Below are 19212 nucleotides of genomic sequence, written 5' to 3' on the forward strand. Positions count from 1 at the left end.
TCCTATCGATCGAATCGGCCCGGAACGGGAATCAGCTGCCGATGTACTTGCGGATCGCGTCCGACAGGATGGTGCTGAGCGAACCGGTCGAGCTGAGCTGGCCGTCGGCCGAGCCGAGGCCGTTGTTGTTGAGGCTGCCCAGCGCGTCCTCGCCGACGGTGTTGGCGCGGGCGGTGAAGCACGCGGTCAGGTTGGGGAGCTCGTTGCTGACACCGACGGTGCCGGCGACGCCGATGCCACCGCTGGTGACCTGCTGACCGGCCGAGAGGTTGGTCGGAACCGGGTAGGTGATGTTGAGGGTCACCGGGTTGCCGGAGTTCACGAACCAGCCCGTGCTGGTCACCTTCCAGCCGCCGGCGTTCGGCTCCGGGGTGACGTCTTCGGTGCGCTGACCGCCCGCCAGGTGGTAGGCGGTGATGCTGGCCTTGACCGGCGCGCCGAAGCCCGACGGCGGGTAGTCGGTGATGGTGTTGACGTACGGGTTACCGATACCGGTGGTGCCGACGACGACCTTGTAGGTCACCGTGGTGCCGATGCCGACCGAGTCGAGGTTGGCGCTCTTGTCGTAGGTCATGGTGATGCCCACGGTGCTGATGTCGTTCTTGGTGGCATGCGAGCTCAGGGCGCAGGTCGTATCCGCTGACGCGGCGCCCGTCTCCAGCGTGGTCATGCTCAGGCCCGCGAAAACCATTGCGGCAGAGGTCGCGATCGCGGCCGCACGGCGATTACGGAACATATTTTCCTCCAAGTGTCCCGAGATCCTCCGGGACCGATCCATACTTACCGAGCGCTGCGGACGACTCGGAGGGTGGACTCCACACGGGGAGTAAGTAAACAGGTGTAACTGGTCCCCTGTCCAGGGTTTGACAAAACTGCTCCCAGTTACTGACTAGTACACATTTCAGATCGTTTCCCTGCATAACAAAGAGCGCTCCCGGACCGAAGTCCGGGAGCGCTCTTCAGGGTTTCAGCTCAGCGCTGGATCACCGTTGGGCGACCATGGTCGGGGTGATCGGAGACGGCAGCGCCGTCTCACCCTCCAGGTACTTGTCCACCGCGGACGCGCACGCGCGACCCTCGGCGATGGCCCACACGATCAGCGACTGACCGCGGCCCATGTCACCGGCGACGAAGACGCCGGGCACGGTGGTGGCCCAATCCTTGTCGCGCATGACATTTCCGCGCTGGTCGTAGCCCACGCCCAGGCCCTCGAGCAGACCGTTCTTCTGCGGTCCGACGAAGCCCATGGCCAGCAGCACCAGGTCGGCCTCGAGGGTGAAGTCGGTGCCCTCGACCTTCTCGAAGCGGCCGTTGACCATCGACACCTCGTGCGCCTGCAGCCCGGTGACCTTGCCGTCGGCGCCGATGAAACGCTCGGTGTTGACGGAGAACACGCGCTCGCCGCCCTCCTCGTGCGCCGAGGAGACGCGGTACATCAGCGGGTAGGTCGGCCACGGGGTCGAGTCGGCCCGCTGCTCCGGCGGACGCGGCATGATCTCGAACTGGTGGATCGTCTCCGCACCCTGCCGGTGCGAGGTGCCCAGGCAGTCCGCGCCGGTGTCACCGCCACCGATGATGACGACCTTCTTGCCGCGCGCGTTGATGCGCGGCAGGCCGTCCTCGTCGGTGATCGGGTCGCCCAGCTGCACCCGGTTGGCCAGCGGCAGGAACTCCATGGCCTGGTGGATGCCGTCCAGGTCGCGGCCCGGGATCGGCAGGTCACGCGCGATGGTGGCGCCACCGGCGAGCACGACCGCGTCGAACTGCTCACGCAGCTGCTGGGCCGTGATGTCCACGCCCACGTTCACGCCGGTCTTGAAGATGGTGCCCTCGGCCTCCATCTGCGCGATGCGGCGGTCGATGAAGCGCTTCTCCATCTTGAATTCCGGGATGCCGTAGCGCAGCAGGCCGCCGATGCGGTCGTCGCGCTCGAACACGGTCACGGTGTGGCCGGCCCGGGTCAGCTGCTGAGCGGCGGCCAGGCCCGCGGGGCCGGAGCCGACGACCGCGATGCGCTTGCCGGTCAGGCGGGTCGGATAGATCGGGGTCACCCAGCCCTCGTCGAAACCGTTCTCGATGATCTCGACCTCGACCTGCTTGATGGTCACCGGATCCTGGTTGATGCCCAGGACGCAGGACGCCTCGCACGGAGCCGGGCACAGGCGGCCGGTGAACTCCGGGAAGTTGTTGGTCGCGTGCAGCCGATCGAACGACTCCTTCCACGCGCCCTTGTATACCAGGTCGTTCCACTCGGGAATCAGGTTCCCGAGCGGACAGCCGTTGTGGCAGAACGGGATACCGCAGTCCATGCAGCGGCTGGCCTGCTTCTGCAGGGTCTCGTGGGAGAACTTCTCCTCGTAGACCTCTTGCCAGTCCAGCAGTCGCAGCGGAACCGGACGGCGCTTGGGCAGTTCCCGGGAAGTGTGCTTCAGGAAGCCTTGTGCGTCACCCATTTACGAACTCCTGACTAATGCGCAGCGCGCACGGAACAACGACAGTGGTGCTGCGTTGCACCGCCAAGGTGAGGTCAGCCACGCGCCGCCTCCATGATCGCTTCGTCGACATTCCGGCCGGCCTTCTCGGCCTCGGAGATGGCGAGCAGGACCTTCTTGTAGTCGCGCGGCATGACCTTCGCGAACTTCGTCACCTGCTGCGACCAGTCGCCCAGGATCTTGTCGGCGACAGCGGATCCGGTCTCGTCGCGATGCTGGACCACGATGTCGTGCAGCATCTGCGCGTCCTCGGCCGACAGCTGCTCGAGGTCGACCAGCTCGGTGTTGAGGTTGGCCTCGAAGGTGCCGTTCGGGTTGTAGACGTAGGCGATACCGCCCGACATGCCGGCGCCGAAGTTGCGGCCGGTCTCGCCGAGGATGACCACGCGGCCACCGGTCATGTACTCGCAGGCATGGTCGCCCACACCCTCGACGACCGCGGTGGCGCCCGAGTTGCGGACGGCGAAGCGCTCGCCGGCCACACCGCGCAGGAACGCCTGGCCGCTGGTGGCGCCGAACAGGATCACGTTGCCCGCGATGATGTTCTGCTCCGCGACGAACGCCTCCGGCGCGTCATCGGACGGGCGCACCGTGATGCGGCCACCCGAAAGACCCTTGCCGACATAGTCGTTGGCGTCGCCGACCACCCGCAGGGTGATACCGGCCGGGACGAACGCACCGAACGAGTTACCGGCGGAACCGGTGAACGTGATGTCGATGGTGTTGTCCGGCAGGCCGACTCCGCCGTAGAGCTTGGTGACCTCGTGGCCGAGCATGGTGCCGACGGTCCGGTTCACGTTCGTGATCTTGGATTCGAACTTGACCGGCTTGCCGCGCTCCAGCGCGTCCGCGGACTGCGCGATGAGCTCGTTGTCCAGCGCCTTGTCCAGACCGTGGTCCTGGTCCTTGGTGCGGCGGCGGTCCTGGAACATGAACGCCGTCTCGACGTCGTCCAGGATCGGCGACAGGTCCAGCTTGGCGGCCTTCCAGTGCGCCTTCGCGGCGGTGGTGTCGAGCAGGTCGACCCGGCCGATGGCCTCGTCCAGGGTCCGCAGACCCAGCGACGCCAGCAGCTCCCGCACCTCTTCGGCGATGTAGAGCATGAAGTTCTCGACGAACTCCGGCTTGCCGGTGAAACGCTCACGGAGAACCGGGTTCTGGGTGGCGACGCCGACCGGGCAGGTGTCGAGGTGGCAGACGCGCATCATGATGCAGCCCGAGACCACCAGCGGAGCGGTCGCGAAACCGTACTCCTCGGCGCCCAGCAGCGCGGCGATCATGACGTCGCGGCCGGTCTTCATCTGACCGTCCACCTGCACCACGATGCGGTCGCGCAGACCGTTGAGCAGCAGGGTCTGCTGGGTCTCGGCCAGGCCGAGTTCCCAGGGGCCACCCGCGTGCTTCAGCGAGGTCAGCGGCGACGCACCGGTACCACCGTCGTGGCCGGAGATGAGCACCACGTCGGCGTGCGCCTTGGAGACACCCGCGGCGACGGTGCCGACGCCCGGCTCCGCGACCAGCTTCACGTGAATCCGCGCCTGCGGGTTCGCGTTCTTCAGGTCGTGGATCAGCTGCGCCAGATCCTCGATCGAGTAGATGTCGTGGTGCGGCGGCGGCGAGATCAGGCCGACGCCCGGCGTCGAGTGCCGGACCTCGGCGACCCACGGGTACACCTTGTGGGCCGGCAGCTGGCCGCCCTCACCGGGCTTCGCGCCCTGCGCCATCTTGATCTGGATGTCGGTGCAGTTGGTCAGGTAGTGCGCGGTCACACCGAAGCGGCCCGAGGCCACCTGCTTGATCGCGGACCGGCGCCAGTCGCCGCCCTCCTCCGGCTCGAAGCGCGCCGGGTGCTCGCCGCCCTCACCGGAGTTGGAGCGGCCGCCGAGGCGGTTCATGGCGATGGCCAGGGTCTCGTGGGCCTCGGCCGAGATGGAGCCGTAGCTCATCGCACCGGTCGAGAAGCGCTTCACGATCTCCGACGCCGGCTCGACCTCGTCGATCGAGATCGGGTGCCGGTGCTCGGACTTGAACTTGAACAGACCACGCAGCGAGGCGAGACGCTCCGACTGGTCGTCGACCAGCTTCGTGTACTCCTTGAAGACCTTGTACTGGCCCGAGCGGGTGGCGTGCTGCAGCTTGAACACCGTGTCCGGGTTGAACAGGTGGTACTCGCCCTCACGACGCCACTGGTACTCGCCGCCGACCTCGAGCTCGCGGTGCGCGCGCTCGTTGCGGTTCTCCAGGAACGCGACCCGGTGCCGCTGCGCGACCTCGTCCGCGATGTCGTCCAGGCCGATGCCGTCCAGCGGCGACTTCAGACCGGTGAAGTACTCGTTCACCAGCTCCTGCCCCAGGCCGACGACCTGGAACAGCTGCGCGCCACGGTAGGAGGCGATGGTGGAGATGCCCATCTTGGACATCACCTTCAGCACGCCCTTGCCGGCCGCCTTGTTGTAGTTGTAGACGGCCTTGTTGTAGTCGGCCACGAGATCGCCGGTGCTGCCCGGCATCTGCAGCGCGCCGCGCTCGAGCATGTCCTCGATGGACTCGAAGGCCATGTACGGGTTGATGGCCGCCGCGCCGAAACCGACCAGCATGGCCATGTGGTGCACCTCGCGGGCGTCACCGGCCTCGATGACCAGGCCGACCTTGGTGCGGGTGCGCTCCCGGACCAGGTGGTGGTGCACCGCGGCGGTCAGCAGCAGCGACGGGATCGGGGCCAGCTTCTCGTTGGACTCGCGGTCGGACAGCACGATGATGCGCGCGCCGCCGTCGATGGCCGCCGAGACCTGACGCTGCACGGCCTCGAGGGCCTTGCGCAGCCCCTTGCCGCCCTTCTTGACCGGGTACAGGCCGTGAACCACCACGGACCGCAGGTCGGGACGGGAGCCGTCGTCGTTGATGTGGATGAGCTTGTTGAGCTCGTCGTTGTCCAGGATCGGCTGGGTCAGGGTGATCTGACGACAGGACTCCGGTCCCGGGTTCAGCAGGTCGGCCTCCGGGCCGATCATGCTGCGCAGCGAGGTCACGACCTCTTCGCGGATGGCGTCCAGCGGCGGGTTGGTGACCTGCGCGAACAGCTGCGAGAAGTAGTCGAACAGCAGGCGCGGCCGCGCCGACAGCACCGCGATCGGGGTGTCGGTGCCCATCGAGCCGAGCGCCTCGCCACCGGTCTGCGCCATCGGCGAGACCAGCAGGTTCAGTTCCTCGGTGGTGTAGCCGAAGATCTGCTGACGGATCAGCACACGGTCGTGCGACATGTGCACGTGCGGGCGGTCGGGCAGGTCGCTCAGCTTGGTCGGGCCCTCGTCCAGCCACTGCTGGTACGGGAACTCGGCGGCCAGCGAGGACTTGACCTCGTCGTCGCTGATGATGCGGCCCTGCGAGGTGTCGACCAGGAACATGTGGCCGGGCTGCAGGCGCTTCTTGTAGACGACCTTGGCCGGGTCGATGTCGAGCACGCCGACCTCGGAGGCCAGCACGACCAGGCCGTCCTCGGTGACCCAGATGCGGCCGGGGCGCAGACCGTTGCGGTCCAGCACCGCGCCGACGACCGTGCCGTCGGTGAAGCACACCGAGGCCGGGCCGTCCCAGGGCTCCATGAGGAAGGAGTGGTAGCGGTAGAAGGCGCGCTGCTCCGGGGTCATGGACTCGTGGCGCTCCCACGCCTCCGGAATCATCATGAGCACGGCGTGCGGCAGGCTGCGGCCGCCCAGGTGCAGCAGTTCGAGCACCTCGTCGAAGCGCGCGGTGTCCGAGGCGCCGGGGGTGCAGACCGGGAAGATCTTCTCCAGGCGGTTGTTGCCGGCGTGGTCGGTGCCGAACACGTTGGAGTTCAGCAGCGCCTCACGCGCCCGCATCCAGTTCTCGTTGCCGGAGACGGTGTTGATCTCACCGTTGTGGGCGACGCGCCGGAACGGGTGCGCCAGCGGCCACGACGGGAAGGTGTTGGTGGAGAAGCGCGAGTGCACGATGCCCAGCGCCGACTCGACCCGGTCGTCCTGCAGGTCCAGGTAGAACGCCCGCAGCTGCGGGGTGGTGAACATGCCCTTGTAGACGAAGGTCTCGCCGGACAGGCTCGGGAAGTAGACCGACTCCTTGCCGGTCGCGCCCTCGCCGGCACCCGACCTGCCGAGCTCGTGCTCGATGCGCTTGCGGATGACGTAGGCCCGACGTTCCAGGTCCATGCCGGACAGCTGCTCGGTGCCGCCCTTGGGCGAGGCGATGAAGATCTGCCGGAAGGTCGGCATGGCGTCACGCGACAGCGCGCCCAGCGACGACCCGTCGATCGGGACCTCGCGCCAGCCGAGGACCTCGAGGCCCTCCTCGCGCACGATCTTCTCGACGCCGTACCCGGCGCGGGCGGCCTCGCGGCGAGCCTGCGGCAGGAAAGCGATACCGGTGGCGTACGAACCTTCGGCGGGGAGCTCGAAGTCGACGACAGCACGGAAGAACTTGTCCGGGAGCTGGATCAGGATGCCCGCGCCGTCACCCGAGTTGGGTTCGGCACCGGCGGCACCACGGTGCTCCAGGTTCAGCAATGCCGTAATAGCCTTGTCGACGATGTCGCGGCTGCGGCGGCCGTGCATGTCGACGACGAATGCGACACCACACGCGTCGTGTTCATTCGCCGGGTCATAGAGCCCGATGGGTCCAGGGGACCTGTGGCCAGGAAGTTGCGTCATGCCTCTGCCTTCACAAAAAACAGGCCTTCGAAGAATGCGGCCTTCGTCGAACGCCTCCGGTCTGGACTGCGTCCGGACGTTCGGAGACCAGCGGCGCTGATGGTCATTCCGTGCAGTCAACTTTGCAGTTGTCCACCCGCTTCGATTACCTAGTCGGGTGCTCGGTGGTAACGGAACCCTTACGTCTTCGCTACACACCGCGCAGGTCTCGCCCGCTAGGCTGAGCACCGATCGGGCCTCTGACCGTATGGGGAGAATGCCGAAATGTGTAGTTCGGCGTAAGAGCAAACGATAAGTCAGGACTTGAGCCCAACCAACTTAGGTTGTACTAATTCCAGGTTCTAGCTGGGCTTCTTCATCGGTCCTCCAACACACGCGCGTTCTCCAGTGTAAGGCAGGGGTGCACGTGCGTTTCAGTTGAGTTCACCACTGCATCGCACGCGCGCGAGGGCTCCGGCCGGGCGGTCCAGCGCAGCTCCAGACTGCCTCTCACCTGCAATGAATCAGATTTCCCCACAATGGGATCCGGCAAACCGGGCGTTGGCGGGCTAACTTTCCGGACAAGTTCCGTCGTCGCGGCGGCCGCCCGGGAGACATGGGCAGGTAACCTGCGGACCGTACGGAATTTTTCCTGAATGTGGGATTCAGCACACGTTCAGCAAACCGTAAATCCGCCTCCTGGCCACGTTTTCCGCGCCATCCGAGCCGGTCCGCGCGTGATCAACACCACGTCACCCGCCCGAAACGTGGCATTGTGAGCCTGGCCACATCCCAGCCGCCGCGGTCGATGGAACAGGTGTACGCCTGTCACGCTGAGACAACGAATCAGCGACGGTTTCGAGAAGCCGAATCACCCGGGACTCAGAGGATGTGAACTCCCATGACCGTTCACCATGTCCCCGGGTCCGCCGGGCTCGGCGCCTTGCTGGTCTGGCTGGGCGGCGCACAACCGCAGCTCACCGACGGGCCCGAGCGCGGCGGCTACACCGTCACCGGCGCCGTGGTGGCGCTGTTCGCGGGCACCGCGGGCGCCGTCACGGCCGCCGCGACGGGAGCGGCGCGCTGGCCGGTCATCGCCATCGTGGCGGTCGCGCTCATCGCGACGGTCCTGATGGGGGCCATCGCCCGGGCGCTGGCCACCGCCGCCGCACCCGATCGCCGGGAGAATCGCCGGGCGGTAGCCGAATTCGGCGGTCGCATCGCGGTGGCGGTGATCGCCGGGGTGGTGATCGCCGAATTGGCCTGCACCATCCTGTTCTCCGGCACCGTGGACCGGTTGCTCGACGAATCCGCCCAGCACGCAGTGGAATCCGCGCCCGCCGTGGTCACCGCGCGCACCGAGCTGGAGCAGGCCAGGACCGATCGCACCGCGCTGGACCAGCAGATCACCAAGGCGCAGAACGACGTCACCAATGCGCTGATCATCGCGCGCTGCGAATTCAACCCGGGGGCGGACTGCCCGCAGAACATGATCACCCGCGTGCCGGGGCGCGGTCCCGAGGAGCGCACCGCCAACCAGATGCTCGACGACGCCCGCAACCAGCTCAGCGCGGCGCAGGGCAAGGTCGACGGGCTCGACGCCAAGGTCACCGAGCAGGACAGGGCCCTCGCGACGGCCCGCAAGTCCGCCTACACCGACGGCGACCGCGGGCTCGGGGCGCGCTGGGTGGCCATGAACGACTACACCACCGGACATTTCGGGCCGTTCGTCTTGCGGCTCGCCGTGTCCGTGCTCATGATCGTGCTGGCCCTGCTGCCGCTGCTGCTGCGGTGGTGGCGGGGTGAGACGGCGTTCGACCGCACCGTCGCGGTCCGTACCGCCACCGACCGCATCGACCAGGCCGCCGCCACCGCCATCGCCGTCAAACAGGCCGAGGTGCGCGTGGAGACCGAGAGCCTGCGCGCCGAACAACAACTCACCGCCGCGCGGCTGGCCGCACATGCCGACACCGCCATCGACCGGGAACGGCAGCGCACCCGCATCATCGCCGCCATCGGCAATTTCGAGATCGGCATCACCGAACCCACCCAGCGCGCGATCGCCGAATTCGACAATGCCACCAGACATGAACTCCCCGCCGGCCCGGCCGGGGATCGAAAGGACAGCACCGTGTCCCAGGAGGGGATCGTGACACAGTCGCCGAACCTGCCCGCCCAGCTCACCTCCGGGGCCCTGGCCCCCGCACCGCAGGGTGGGGCACTCGTGCCCGCCGTGCCGGTCGCGCAGCCCGCGAACAAGGGCGGGGGTCTGGAACTTCCGATCATCGGGACGGTGCCGTTCACCGACACCGCCGCCCGCTGGATCCGTCCGCTGGTGCCGTCCTTCGTGGCCAATGCCATCGATACCGCCACCCACCCGCTGCGCACCGTGCGTCAGGCGTTCGAGGAAGCGGAGGAGATCACCTTCACGCTGCGCCGCACGCGCAAGGTGACGGTGGATTCCCAGGATTCGGCGCAGCAGCAGCACCAGCAGGCCTACGCCCAGCCGCAGTACGGCTACCTCCCGCAGGGCGCCCCGCAGCAGGTGCATGCCCAGCGGGTGGCCGCGAGCGTGGTGGATCAGCCCTACGCCCAGTACCCCTCCTACTCGGCCCTCCCCCAGGGCCAGGTGATGGACCCCGGCTATCCCCTGCCCTCGGGTGCGCAGCACGATGCGCTGGCGGCACGCCGCAACCCCGAACTCGACTACCGCAGCCCGCGCGAACTGCCGCCGGGCAGGGGCCGGGAGTAGCCTTCCGAAACCCACTGTGGCCCGGAATGTTTCACGTTGAACACGGAAACATCCGGGCCACAGCCTGTTCGATGCCACCGCCTGTTCGATGCCACCGCCTTTCGATCACGCCGCCGGCGATTTCCGCGTCGCCGAGCGGTAGGCGACGACAGCGGTCAGGACGAGGATGGCCGCCGTGGAGGTGGCCGCCAGGTGGATGCCGCTGACGAAGGCGGAGTGCGCCGAGTTCAGCAATTCCCCGGCCGCGGGTTGCGGTAGGGCGCGGGCGGTTTCGATCGCGCCGCCGAGCGACTCGCGGGCCGCGTCCGCCTGGCCGGACGGGACGTGCGTCAGGTCCAGACCGTGGCGGAAGGCCGCCATCACGGCGCTGCCCAGCACGGCGACACCGAGGGCGATGCCCATCTCCATGGCCGTCTCCGAGATGGCGGCGGCATTACCGGCGCGCGCCTCGGGCGCGGTGCTGACGATCATGTCGGCCGAGACCGTCAGGGCCACACCCTCACCCAGGCCGATCAGCAGGAAGCCGACGATGAACGGGGTCACCGAGCCCGAGGGGTCGGTGGGCAGCAGCCAGTAGAGGCCCGCGCCGATCGCGACGGTCACCAGCGAGCCCGCGAGCACTGTCGCCGCACGCCAGTAGCGGACCAGCCAGGCCGCGGCCAGCGCACCGAGCATGGAGCCGATGGTGCCCGGAATGAGCAGCAGACCGGCCGCCAGCGGCGACTTGCCGAGCACCAGCTGCAGGTACTGCGAGCCGAAGAACAGCACGCCGGCCAGCGCGAACACCGACAGCAGGTTGGTGAACACCGCGGCCCGGAAAGCCGGCAGCCGGAACAGGTCCAGGTCGATGAGCGGGGTGGACAGGCCGCGCTGGCGGCGCACGAACACCACGCCCGCGACCACGCCGGCACCGGCGCTGATCAGCAGGTTCAGGCTCGGGCCGTGGGCCGCGAATTCCTTGACCGCGTACACGATCGGGATCAGGGCCAGCATGGACAGGCCGGCGCTGATCAGATCGAAGCGGCCGGGGTCGGGGTCGCGCGACTCCGGTACCAGGATCGGGGCCAGGACCAGCAGCAGCGCCATGACCGGCAGGTTCACCAGGAAGACCGAGCCCCACCAGAAGTGCTCGAGCATCCAGCCGCCCAGCAGTGGGCCGAAGGCCGCGCCGGAGGCGGCCATGGCGCCCCAGACCGAGATGGCGAGGGTGCGCTGGCGGGCGTCGGTGAACATGGACCGGATCAGGCCCAGCGTGGCGGGCATCAGGGTCGCACCGGCGACACCCTGCAGAACGCGTGCGGCAATGAGCATCTCGGGGTTGACCGCCCAGGCCGCGACGGCCGAGGCCAGGGCGAAGCCGGCCGCGCCGATGAGCAGCAGGCGGCGGCGGCCGATGCGGTCGCCGACGGTGCCCATGGTGACCAGCAGGCCCGCGAGCACGAACGAGTAGACGTCGATGATCCACAGCAGCTGCGGCGTGGTGGGCGCGAGGTGCGCGCTGATGGCCGGGACCGCCAGGTCGAGCACGGTGGCGTCGACGGAGATCAGCAGCAGCGCGAGCGCGAGGACGCCGAGCCCGGCCCAATCCCTGGGCCGGGCCTTCGGCGGCACGGCGGTGGGCTGCCGGTCGATGGTCACGGGAGTGCCGGAACGTGCGGTCGCGTGGGTGCTCATGAGCTTTCTCTCTCGGTGGTGAACCGTCCAGACGGTACAGTAGCATTCTGAACCGTCCAGACGGTACAGTCAATCGTCGTGACCACACGTGATCCCGCCGGCACCCGCGACCGGATCCTCGACGCGCTCGAAACCCTGCTGCTCGACAAGGGCCTGTCCCAGGTGACCCTGGACAATGTGGCCGCCACCGCGGGCGTCTCCAAGGGCGGACTGCTCTATCACTTCAAGAGCAAGGACGCACTGCTCGCCGGACTGCTCCGCCGCGTCACCGACCGGGCCGATCAGCAGGTGCGAGCCGCGGTGGCACAGGGGCGCTCGGTGGCCGAGTGGTATCTGCAGGCTCCGCATCCCGAGGACGACGCCGACGCCGTCGAGCTCGCCCTGTACCGATCCATGCTGGCCGCCATGCGGAGCGTCGACGCGCCGCAGGACGCCGCGCAGGCGGAGACCGACCGGGCCCTCACCGAGGTGATGGGGTCCTGGAAGACGGCCCTGGACAACGAGATCGAGGATCCGGTGCGGGCCGAGATCGTGCGCCTGGTCGGCGACGGCGTCTATCTGCGCGCCCTGCTGGGCCTGCCGCCCATCGAACCCGGGCTCTACCGCCGGGTCGTGGCCCGGCTGCTGGAGACCGGCACACCCACCGCCTGACATCCGGGGTGCGAAGTTCGCCGTCCGGACGCGCATCGGGCGACCGAAGACGCTGGTCCGGATAGACTCGGCCGCGTGTTGCCGACCGCCGCCGACTCCGTCGGTTCGCCGACCGGCTCGGTGGGGGAACCGACTTCTACCGAACCGGTGGTTGTGCCGATTCGCCCGATGCAGTTCCGCGAACTCCTCGACCTCCCGTTCGCGCTGATCCAGGCGCGGATCAAGACCCTGGCGGGCCTGCTCGGCGTCGCCGTGCTGGTCGCCTCGGTGGTGGCCGTGGCGGGCACGGTGCTCGCGGCCGTCGCCAGCGGGAATTCCGACCGCGGCACCCTCTGGGGCGCGGTGCTGGTCACCCTGCTGTGCGCCTGGTCGATCCGCTGGTTCGTCCGCGGGGTGACCGTGCCGATCGGGCTGGCGGTCGTGTACCGCAGGCCGGCGAATTGGCGCGAGGCGCTGCGGCGACTGGCCGCGGAAGCCGGTCCGCTGCTCGGCTATCAGGTGATGTACACACTCATCGGTCTCGGCGTGCTGGCCGTCGGCACTCCGCTGCTGTTCACCGTGCCGCCCGCGGTGATCTGGCTGGCCTGGCTGCGCGGGCGGCGATTCACGCTGGTGCCCACCATCTTCGATCAGTCGGCCACCTACGGCGTGGCGGCGCGACGCGCGAAACTGCTTGCGGGCGGAACGGAATGGCAGCTGGTCGGGCTGTGGCTGTACCTGCGCGGGCTGCTGCTCGTGCTGGTGGTGCCGCTGCTGGCGCTGCCGCAGTTCACCGCACAGTTCTCCGGCACCCGGCGCTGGACGGTGACGGTGCTGATCATCACCGCCACCCTGCTCATCGTGGCGGTCGCGGAGCTGGTCGAGTCCTCGACGCAGGTCGTCACCTACGTCGACCGGCGCTGCCGCCGCGAGGCGTGGGACATCCGGGTGCCCGGCGGGAGCGGCCGATGACCGGGTCCGACCGGGCGCCCGGGCCGGAGATCGCCGGTGCCGCGCCGAATCTCGTCGGCGCGGCGCCGCCCGAGCCCGCCCTGGGTCCGGCCGCCGCGCACCTGGCCGCGGCCGAGGAGGCCGCCCGGCGCGGCGATTTCGCTGCCGCGCTGCGCGAGCGGTACCGCGCCGTCACCCGCGGGCTGGAGCAGCGCGGCATCCTCGACGAGGAGCGGGCGCGCACGGCCCGGGAAACCGCGCGGGCCGCTATCGCGGCGGTCCCGGACGCGGGCGAGCTGCCCTCGGCGGCACACAGTTTCGACGAGGTCGTCTACGGCGGCCGCTACGCCACCGAGGCGGAGTACCGGCAGCTGGAACAGGCCGACCGGTACTCGATCGCGCCGCCGCCCAAGGCCGGCCCGGCCGAGCGGCGCCGGACCCGTAAGACCAGGGTCGCCAAGGAGAAGAAGGACCGTGAGCGCGCGGAACTGCCGCGGCTGCTGAAGGATTGGCGCTTCTGGGCCGCGGTCGTGGCCGTGCTGGCTGTCGTGGTGCTGGTGTACGTGCTCACCCATGCCGGGTCCGGGCCGTCGACCCCGCCGCCGACCCACGCGCCGGCGCCACCGTCGAATCCGCCGCCGCCCAACCGGCCGGACGTGCCGCCGCCGAACTTCGGCGCGGGCAGCGACTCCATCTTCCAGCAGCTACCGGGCTGGCTGGCCTTCGGCGGTCTGCAGTTCCTCATCGCCTGGGTCGCCGTGCTGTGGTGGCGTGGCCGCCGCCGCGGCGCCATCGTCCGCGAACCGCTGCCGGTGGAGGCCCCGGCCCACGAGCTGCTCGCCGGACAGGCCGGGCTGTACCGGAAATCCCGCGATCACGAGCACGTGGCCGCGAAACTGCGGGCGGCGGCGCTGCGCCGGCTGCGGCCCGCACTCGGCGTCACCGCCGACACCCCGGCGGAACTGGTGGTCGGGTCGATCACGGCCCGCACCGGCGCGGACCCGGCCGTCATCCGCGGCGCCCTGTACGACCCGGTCCCCGATCGGGTCACGCTGGAACTCGTGGCCGCACAACTCGAATGGATCGAAGCGGAGGTCTTGTGACCGAACTCTCCCGGGACGTCGTGGACACCAACCACGCGCCCACCGCCCAGGACGCCCAGCAGGCGCTGCTGGCGCTGCGCGCCGAGATCGGCAAGGCGGTGGTCGGCAACGACCACGCCGTCATGTTCCTGGTGCTGGCGCTGCTGTGCCGCGGCCACGTACTGCTGGAAGGCGTTCCGGGCGTGGCCAAGACGCTGCTGGTGCGCGCCCTGGCCACGGCGCTGGATCTGGAGCACGCCCGCATCCAGTTCACCCCCGACCTGATGCCGGGCGATGTCACCGGCTCGCAGATCTACGATCCGCACTCGGCCGAGTTCACCTTCCGCCGCGGCCCGGTGTTCACCAACCTGCTGCTGGCCGACGAGATCAACCGCACCCCGCCGAAGACGCAGTCGGCGCTGCTGGAATCCATGGAGGAGCGCCAGGTTTCGGTGGACGGCGTGCCGCAGCCGCTGCCGGATCCGTTCGTGGTGGTCGCCACCCAGAATCCGATCGAGCAGGAGGGCACCTATCCGCTGCCGGAGGCGCAGCTGGACCGGTTCCTGTTCAAGGTGGACGTCCAATTGCCCGGGCGCGATGACGAATTCCGCATCCTGCAGCGGCACGCGGCGGGCTTCGACCCGCGCGATCTGAACGCCGCCGGGCTGCGCCCGGTGGCCGGTCCCGCGCACATCGCGGCCGCCCGGGCCGCCGTCGCGCAGGTGGCCATCAGCCCCGAGGTGCTGGCGTACACCGTGGACCTGTGCCGGGCCACCCGCACCTCCCCGGCCGTGGCGCACGGCGCGTCCACCCGCGGCGCGACCGCGCTGATGGCGGCCGCGCGGGCCTTCGCCTGGCTGAACGGGCGTGCCTATGTGACGCCCGACGATGTGAAAGCCGTTGCGACGACGGTGCTCCGGCACCGGCTGCACCTGCGGCCCGAGCACGAGGTGGAGGGCGTCACCGCCGAGGGCGTGCTGGCCTCGCTGCTGATGTCCGTCCCCGTTCCGGTGTAGACCGTGGTCGTCACCGGCCGGCTGGCCGCCGCGGCGGTGCTCGCGGCCCTGTTCGTCACGCTGGCGCTGCCCTCGTGGCTCGGTGTGCTGCTCGCCACCCTGGCGCTGATCGGGCTGATCGCGGCCGACCTGCTGCTACTGGGATCGCCGGGCGCGCTGGAGCTTTCGCGGTCCCCCGTCACGACGGTCCGCACCGGTCGCAGCATCGACGTGGAGCTGGCGGTGCTCAACGGCGGCGCCCGGCCGGTGCGCGGCACCCTGTGGGACGACTGGCCGCCCAGCGCGCACGCCCGCCATCGCACCCACGCCCTGAACCTGCCGCCCAACACCAGGATTCGCCTGCACACCGAGCTGACGCCGGACTATCACGGCGACCGGGTGGCCGGCCCGGTGACGCTGCGTCTGCTGGGCCCGCTGGGCATGGCCGGCCGCCAGGTGCGGCGCGAGGTCCCGGCCCGGCTGCGTGCGCTGCCGCCGTTCCGCAGTGAGCGGCTGCTGGCCTCCAAGGTCCGGCAGCTGCAGCATCTGGAGGGCCGCAACACCACCACGATTCGCGGGCAGGGCACCGAATTCGATTCGTTCCGTGAGTATGTCGCGGGCGACGACGTGCGGACCATCGACTGGCGCGCCACCGCCCGCGCCAATGACGTGCTGGTGCGCACCTGGCGTCCGGAACGCAACCGGCATGTGGTCATGCTGCTGGACACCGGGCGGGTGAGCGCCGGCCGGGTCGGCGATGGCACCCGCCTGGACGCCACCATCGAGGCGGCCCTGCTGCTGGGCGGGCTGGCCGCCGCGGGCGGCGACTCGGTGGATCTGCTGGCCTACGACCGCCGGCTGCGCACCGAGGTGCGCGGCATCGGCGGAAAGCGCTTGCAGATCAAGCTGATGCACGCGCTCGCCGGGCTCACTCCCGAACTGGTCGACACCGACTATCAGGGCGTGCTGCGCGCGACACTGCAGCGCGCCCGCCGCCGCAGCCTGGTGGTGTGGTTCACCCATCTCGACGCCGCCACCGTGCAGGAGGGCCTGCTACCGGTGCTGCCGGTGCTGACCGAGCGGCATCGGGTGCTGGTGGTCGCGGTGACCGATCCGGAGGTGGCGGCCGCCGCCACCCGCCGCTCCGGCCTGGACGACCTCTACGCCGCGGCCGCCGCCGAGAATGTCATCGCCGAGCACGCGGTGGCCCGGGAGACGCTGCGCCGCATGGGTGTTCGTGTCATCGCCGATGCACCCGACCGGCTGCCGGAGGCGCTGGCCGACGAATACCTGGAGCTCAAGCGGACCGGAGCGCTGTAGCCGGCACGGCGCTCGGGTACTGCCGCACGAAGGGCGGCGGCGGGATGGCCCGCCGCTGCCGCTCGGCCAGCACCGCGCCCAGGATCTGTAGCGGCGGATAGCCGTTCGGCGGCGGCGTGCGCAGGCTCGTGCACACCGCGATGACCAGGGTGCGGCCCAACCGATCCTGGACCTCCGGGGTCAAGGTGCGGAACCGCAGCAGGTACCGACGCGTCGACAGCGCCAATTCATCGGAGAGACCGGACAGATCGAGCTGCCGCGCCCAGCCCGCCAGCCAGGGCGGCGGCGCGGCCAGCGCGGCGAAGGGCAGCCGGCTGCGGTCGTGCACCACGACGGTGCCCGCCAGCACGTCCCCGACCCGCCGGGCCTGGGGCGAGCACAGCGACACCACGACGGCGATCAGCCCGGTGCCCATGATCCAGAAGTCGACGATCCCCGCCAGTCCGCGGGTGACCGCGTGCCGGAAGTCGATGGGCCCGCCGTCGGCGCGCACCACGCGCAGCCCGACCGCCATCTTCCCCACCGAGCGCCCGCGCGAAAACGTCTCGAACAGCACCGGATAACCGATCAGCGCGCTCACCATGGCCACCAGCACGGCGGCGTCGCGCCACGCGGAATCGGCGCCGAGCCACACCAGCAGCGCCTCGAACAGCAGCGCCAGTACCGTTCCGATCACGGCCTGCAGCAGCAGGTCGAGCAGGAAGGCCGCGGCCCGCGTGGGGATCCGCGCGATCGGCAGCTCGACGGCCACGGCTTCGCCGGTGGTGAACAGTGCAGTGTCCAATTGCCCTTCGCTTCGCTCAGCCAGGCGGAAACACGATGGATAGCATTCTGTCAGCCGTAGCGCAGGAGGGGTACTCATGGATCTGGACGCCTACATGTTCGTTCACAGGCCTTCCTGGGAGCGGCTGGATCAGCTGGCCTCCCGCGGCAAGCGGCTCACGGGTTCGGAGTCCGACGAGCTGGTGCAGCTCTACCGGCTGACGTCGCAGCAGCTGGCCCGGCTGCAGTCGCGCGAGGCGGATCCGGACCTCATTGCCGGGCTGTCGGCGGTGCTGACCCGGGCGCGGGGCCGGATACTGAGCGCCCGCTTCGACACGCCGCGGGAGATCGCCTACTTCTTCACGCACCGGTTCCCGGCCGCCGTGTACCGGGCTCGGCCCTGGTGGCTGTCGGTGGCGACGGTGTTCCTGCTCGGGTCGGCCGGGCTGGCCGCGTGGGTGGCCAGGTCGGAGGCCGCGCGCCGGCATCTCGGCCTGGACACGGATACAGATGCCTTGACGCGCCCCGGCGGCGAATTCGAGACCTACTACTACGAGCACTCGCACGACGCCTTCGCCGCCAAGGTGTGGACCAACAACGCGTGGGTGTCGGCCATGGCGCTCTTCCTCGGGGTGCTCATCCTGCCCGCCGTCTACCTGTTGTCCATGAACGCCTTGAACCTCGGCATCAGCGCCGGGCTGATGGCGGGGGCGGGGCGGCTGGGCCCGTTCTTCGGCTGGCTCCTGCCGCACGGAATGCTGGAGCTCACAGCCATTTTCGTGGCCGGCGGGGCGGGTCTGCAGCTGGGCTGGACGCTGATCGATCCGGGCCGGGAGAGCCGTCCGCAGGCGCTGGCGCGGCAGGGCCGGGCGACCGCGGTGATCGCGCTCGGGCTGGTGGGCGTGCTGCTGGTGTCGGGTTTCCTCGAGGGCTTCGTCACACCCAGCGGACTGCCCACGGCGGTCCGGGTCGGCATCGGCGCGCTGGCCGAACTCGGTTTCCTGGCTTATGTATTCGGGCGCGGCCGCGGTGCGGTGCGGGAGCAGGAGCGCCTGCGGTCGGAGCGGGCAGCGAGCAATCACCCGGAGCACATCACGGGCTATTCGATCCAGAAGGGTCCGGAACCGGTTGCGGGAGTGGCGACTTCGTAGTCGCGGCACCGTTCGGATTGATTTCCACTGGCCGCAGCGAGTCCGGCTCAGCTGCGGCCAGCGTTGCCGACGACTCTACACAATCGTTATGGCTACGCAACCTCCGACTTGCCCACCGGACGTATAAGGCGACCAGGCGAAACATCGTTTCCCAGTAGGGAACCCGACAAGATAGCTAATTCTCGGCATACGCTTTGCGGGCGGTCTGCGGAGGGGTCCGAAACTATCCCCGCGGTCGCGTTTCGAGACCCCTTTCGAACCCGGGCGCGCGATGCGTTTCGAACCCCGTCAGTTGGTTTGCCAAAAACTCGCAAATTTTCCGCTCACCATCAGTTCAACCCGCGTTAAGCTGGCGTTTCGACCCAGCTCAGGCTGATTGCCCACCGATCGCCCAGGATCAAACAAACCTCAAGTTTGTTTCGAATGGCTTTCGCTAAATGATCATCAGGCATAACTGGACTGTAATCGGGCGCATACCCATGTCGGCATCTTCTGGCAAACGATTTTCGCCCCCACGAAGGCCCCGAAACGCCCCCTGGCAACGCCTCCGGTGGGTAACCCCGAACAGGGTGTGCGATCTTCGTCACATCCGTTGTGACCAGCGGCTTTTCGAGTCTCGCTGAGCGGAACCGGCACCGTGCGGATTCGCGCCGCGACCCCGCCCGCGCGGGCCGGCACCGGGCGCCACACTCATGCCGATCCGACATCACACTCCCGGCCCGGACGCCCAACCCGGCCG

The 19212-nt window shown here is 69.2% G+C and carries 12 protein-coding genes; 7 read left to right on the forward strand and 5 right to left on the reverse strand.

The features are described 5' to 3' along the window. Positions 1-31: 31 nt before the first annotated feature. From ACWEKS_RS07560 to gltB, 3 genes are all read right to left on the reverse strand, one after another. Positions 32-736: a hypothetical protein gene (locus tag ACWEKS_RS07560; protein WP_452339327.1), complete on the reverse strand. Its 705-nt coding sequence runs from the start codon at positions 734-736 to the stop codon at positions 32-34. Positions 737-983: 247 nt separating this feature from the next. Continuing rightward, the gene (locus ACWEKS_RS07565) at positions 984-2453 is read right to left on the reverse strand and encodes a glutamate synthase subunit beta (RefSeq protein WP_452339328.1); all 1470 of its coding nucleotides are present in this window, start codon (positions 2451-2453) and stop codon (positions 984-986) included. Between the two features lie 74 nt (positions 2454-2527). After that, a complete protein-coding gene (gene gltB / locus ACWEKS_RS07570) occupies positions 2528-7177 on the reverse strand; it encodes a glutamate synthase large subunit (RefSeq protein ID WP_452339329.1) in 4650 nt (1549 codons plus the stop codon). Between the two features lie 880 nt (positions 7178-8057). On the opposite strand from gltB, the gene ACWEKS_RS07575 reads away from it, so the two are divergent. After that, entirely contained in the window at positions 8058-9908 is a 1851-nt protein-coding gene (locus ACWEKS_RS07575; protein ID WP_452339330.1) for a DUF4407 domain-containing protein, read from the forward strand. A gap of 105 nt (positions 9909-10013) precedes the next feature. On the opposite strand, the gene ACWEKS_RS07580 is transcribed toward ACWEKS_RS07575, so the two are convergent. Next, complete coding sequence (locus ACWEKS_RS07580) at positions 10014-11582, reverse strand: MFS transporter (RefSeq protein WP_452339331.1); 1569 nt, start codon at positions 11580-11582, stop codon at positions 10014-10016. Between the two features lie 78 nt (positions 11583-11660). Between ACWEKS_RS07580 and ACWEKS_RS07585 the strand changes: the two genes are divergently transcribed. From ACWEKS_RS07585 to ACWEKS_RS07605, 5 genes are all read left to right on the forward strand, one after another. Further along, positions 11661-12233: a TetR/AcrR family transcriptional regulator gene (locus ACWEKS_RS07585; protein WP_354847442.1), complete on the forward strand. Its 573-nt coding sequence runs from the start codon at positions 11661-11663 to the stop codon at positions 12231-12233. A gap of 75 nt (positions 12234-12308) precedes the next feature. Then, the gene (locus ACWEKS_RS07590; RefSeq protein ID WP_452339332.1) at positions 12309-13184 is read left to right on the forward strand and encodes a hypothetical protein; all 876 of its coding nucleotides are present in this window, start codon (positions 12309-12311) and stop codon (positions 13182-13184) included. Next, positions 13181-14266 carry a DUF4129 domain-containing protein gene (locus ACWEKS_RS07595; protein WP_452339333.1) on the forward strand — a complete coding sequence of 362 codons (1086 nt, stop codon included), beginning with the start codon at positions 13181-13183 and terminating at the stop codon, positions 14264-14266. Before ACWEKS_RS07590 ends, ACWEKS_RS07595 begins: the two co-directional genes overlap by 4 nt. Beyond that, positions 14242-15261: an AAA family ATPase gene (locus ACWEKS_RS07600; protein WP_452339334.1), complete on the forward strand. Its 1020-nt coding sequence runs from the start codon at positions 14242-14244 to the stop codon at positions 15259-15261. Before ACWEKS_RS07595 ends, ACWEKS_RS07600 begins: the two co-directional genes overlap by 25 nt. A gap of 3 nt (positions 15262-15264) precedes the next feature. Beyond that, positions 15265-16560 carry a DUF58 domain-containing protein gene (locus ACWEKS_RS07605; protein WP_452339335.1) on the forward strand — a complete coding sequence of 432 codons (1296 nt, stop codon included), beginning with the start codon at positions 15265-15267 and terminating at the stop codon, positions 16558-16560. Here ACWEKS_RS07605 and ACWEKS_RS07610 read toward each other — a convergent pair. Then, positions 16538-17344, reverse strand: a complete 807-nt coding sequence (locus tag ACWEKS_RS07610; protein WP_452339336.1) for an RDD family protein — start codon at positions 17342-17344, stop codon at positions 16538-16540. The genes ACWEKS_RS07605 and ACWEKS_RS07610 overlap by 23 nt on opposite strands. Positions 17345-17420: 76 nt before the next feature. On the opposite strand from ACWEKS_RS07610, the gene ACWEKS_RS07615 reads away from it, so the two are divergent. Continuing rightward, positions 17421-18473, forward strand: a complete 1053-nt coding sequence (locus ACWEKS_RS07615; RefSeq protein ID WP_452339337.1) for a stage II sporulation protein M — start codon at positions 17421-17423, stop codon at positions 18471-18473. Positions 18474-19212: the final 739 nt, after the last annotated feature.

It is taken from the genome of Nocardia sp. NPDC004711 (assembly GCF_053601595.1).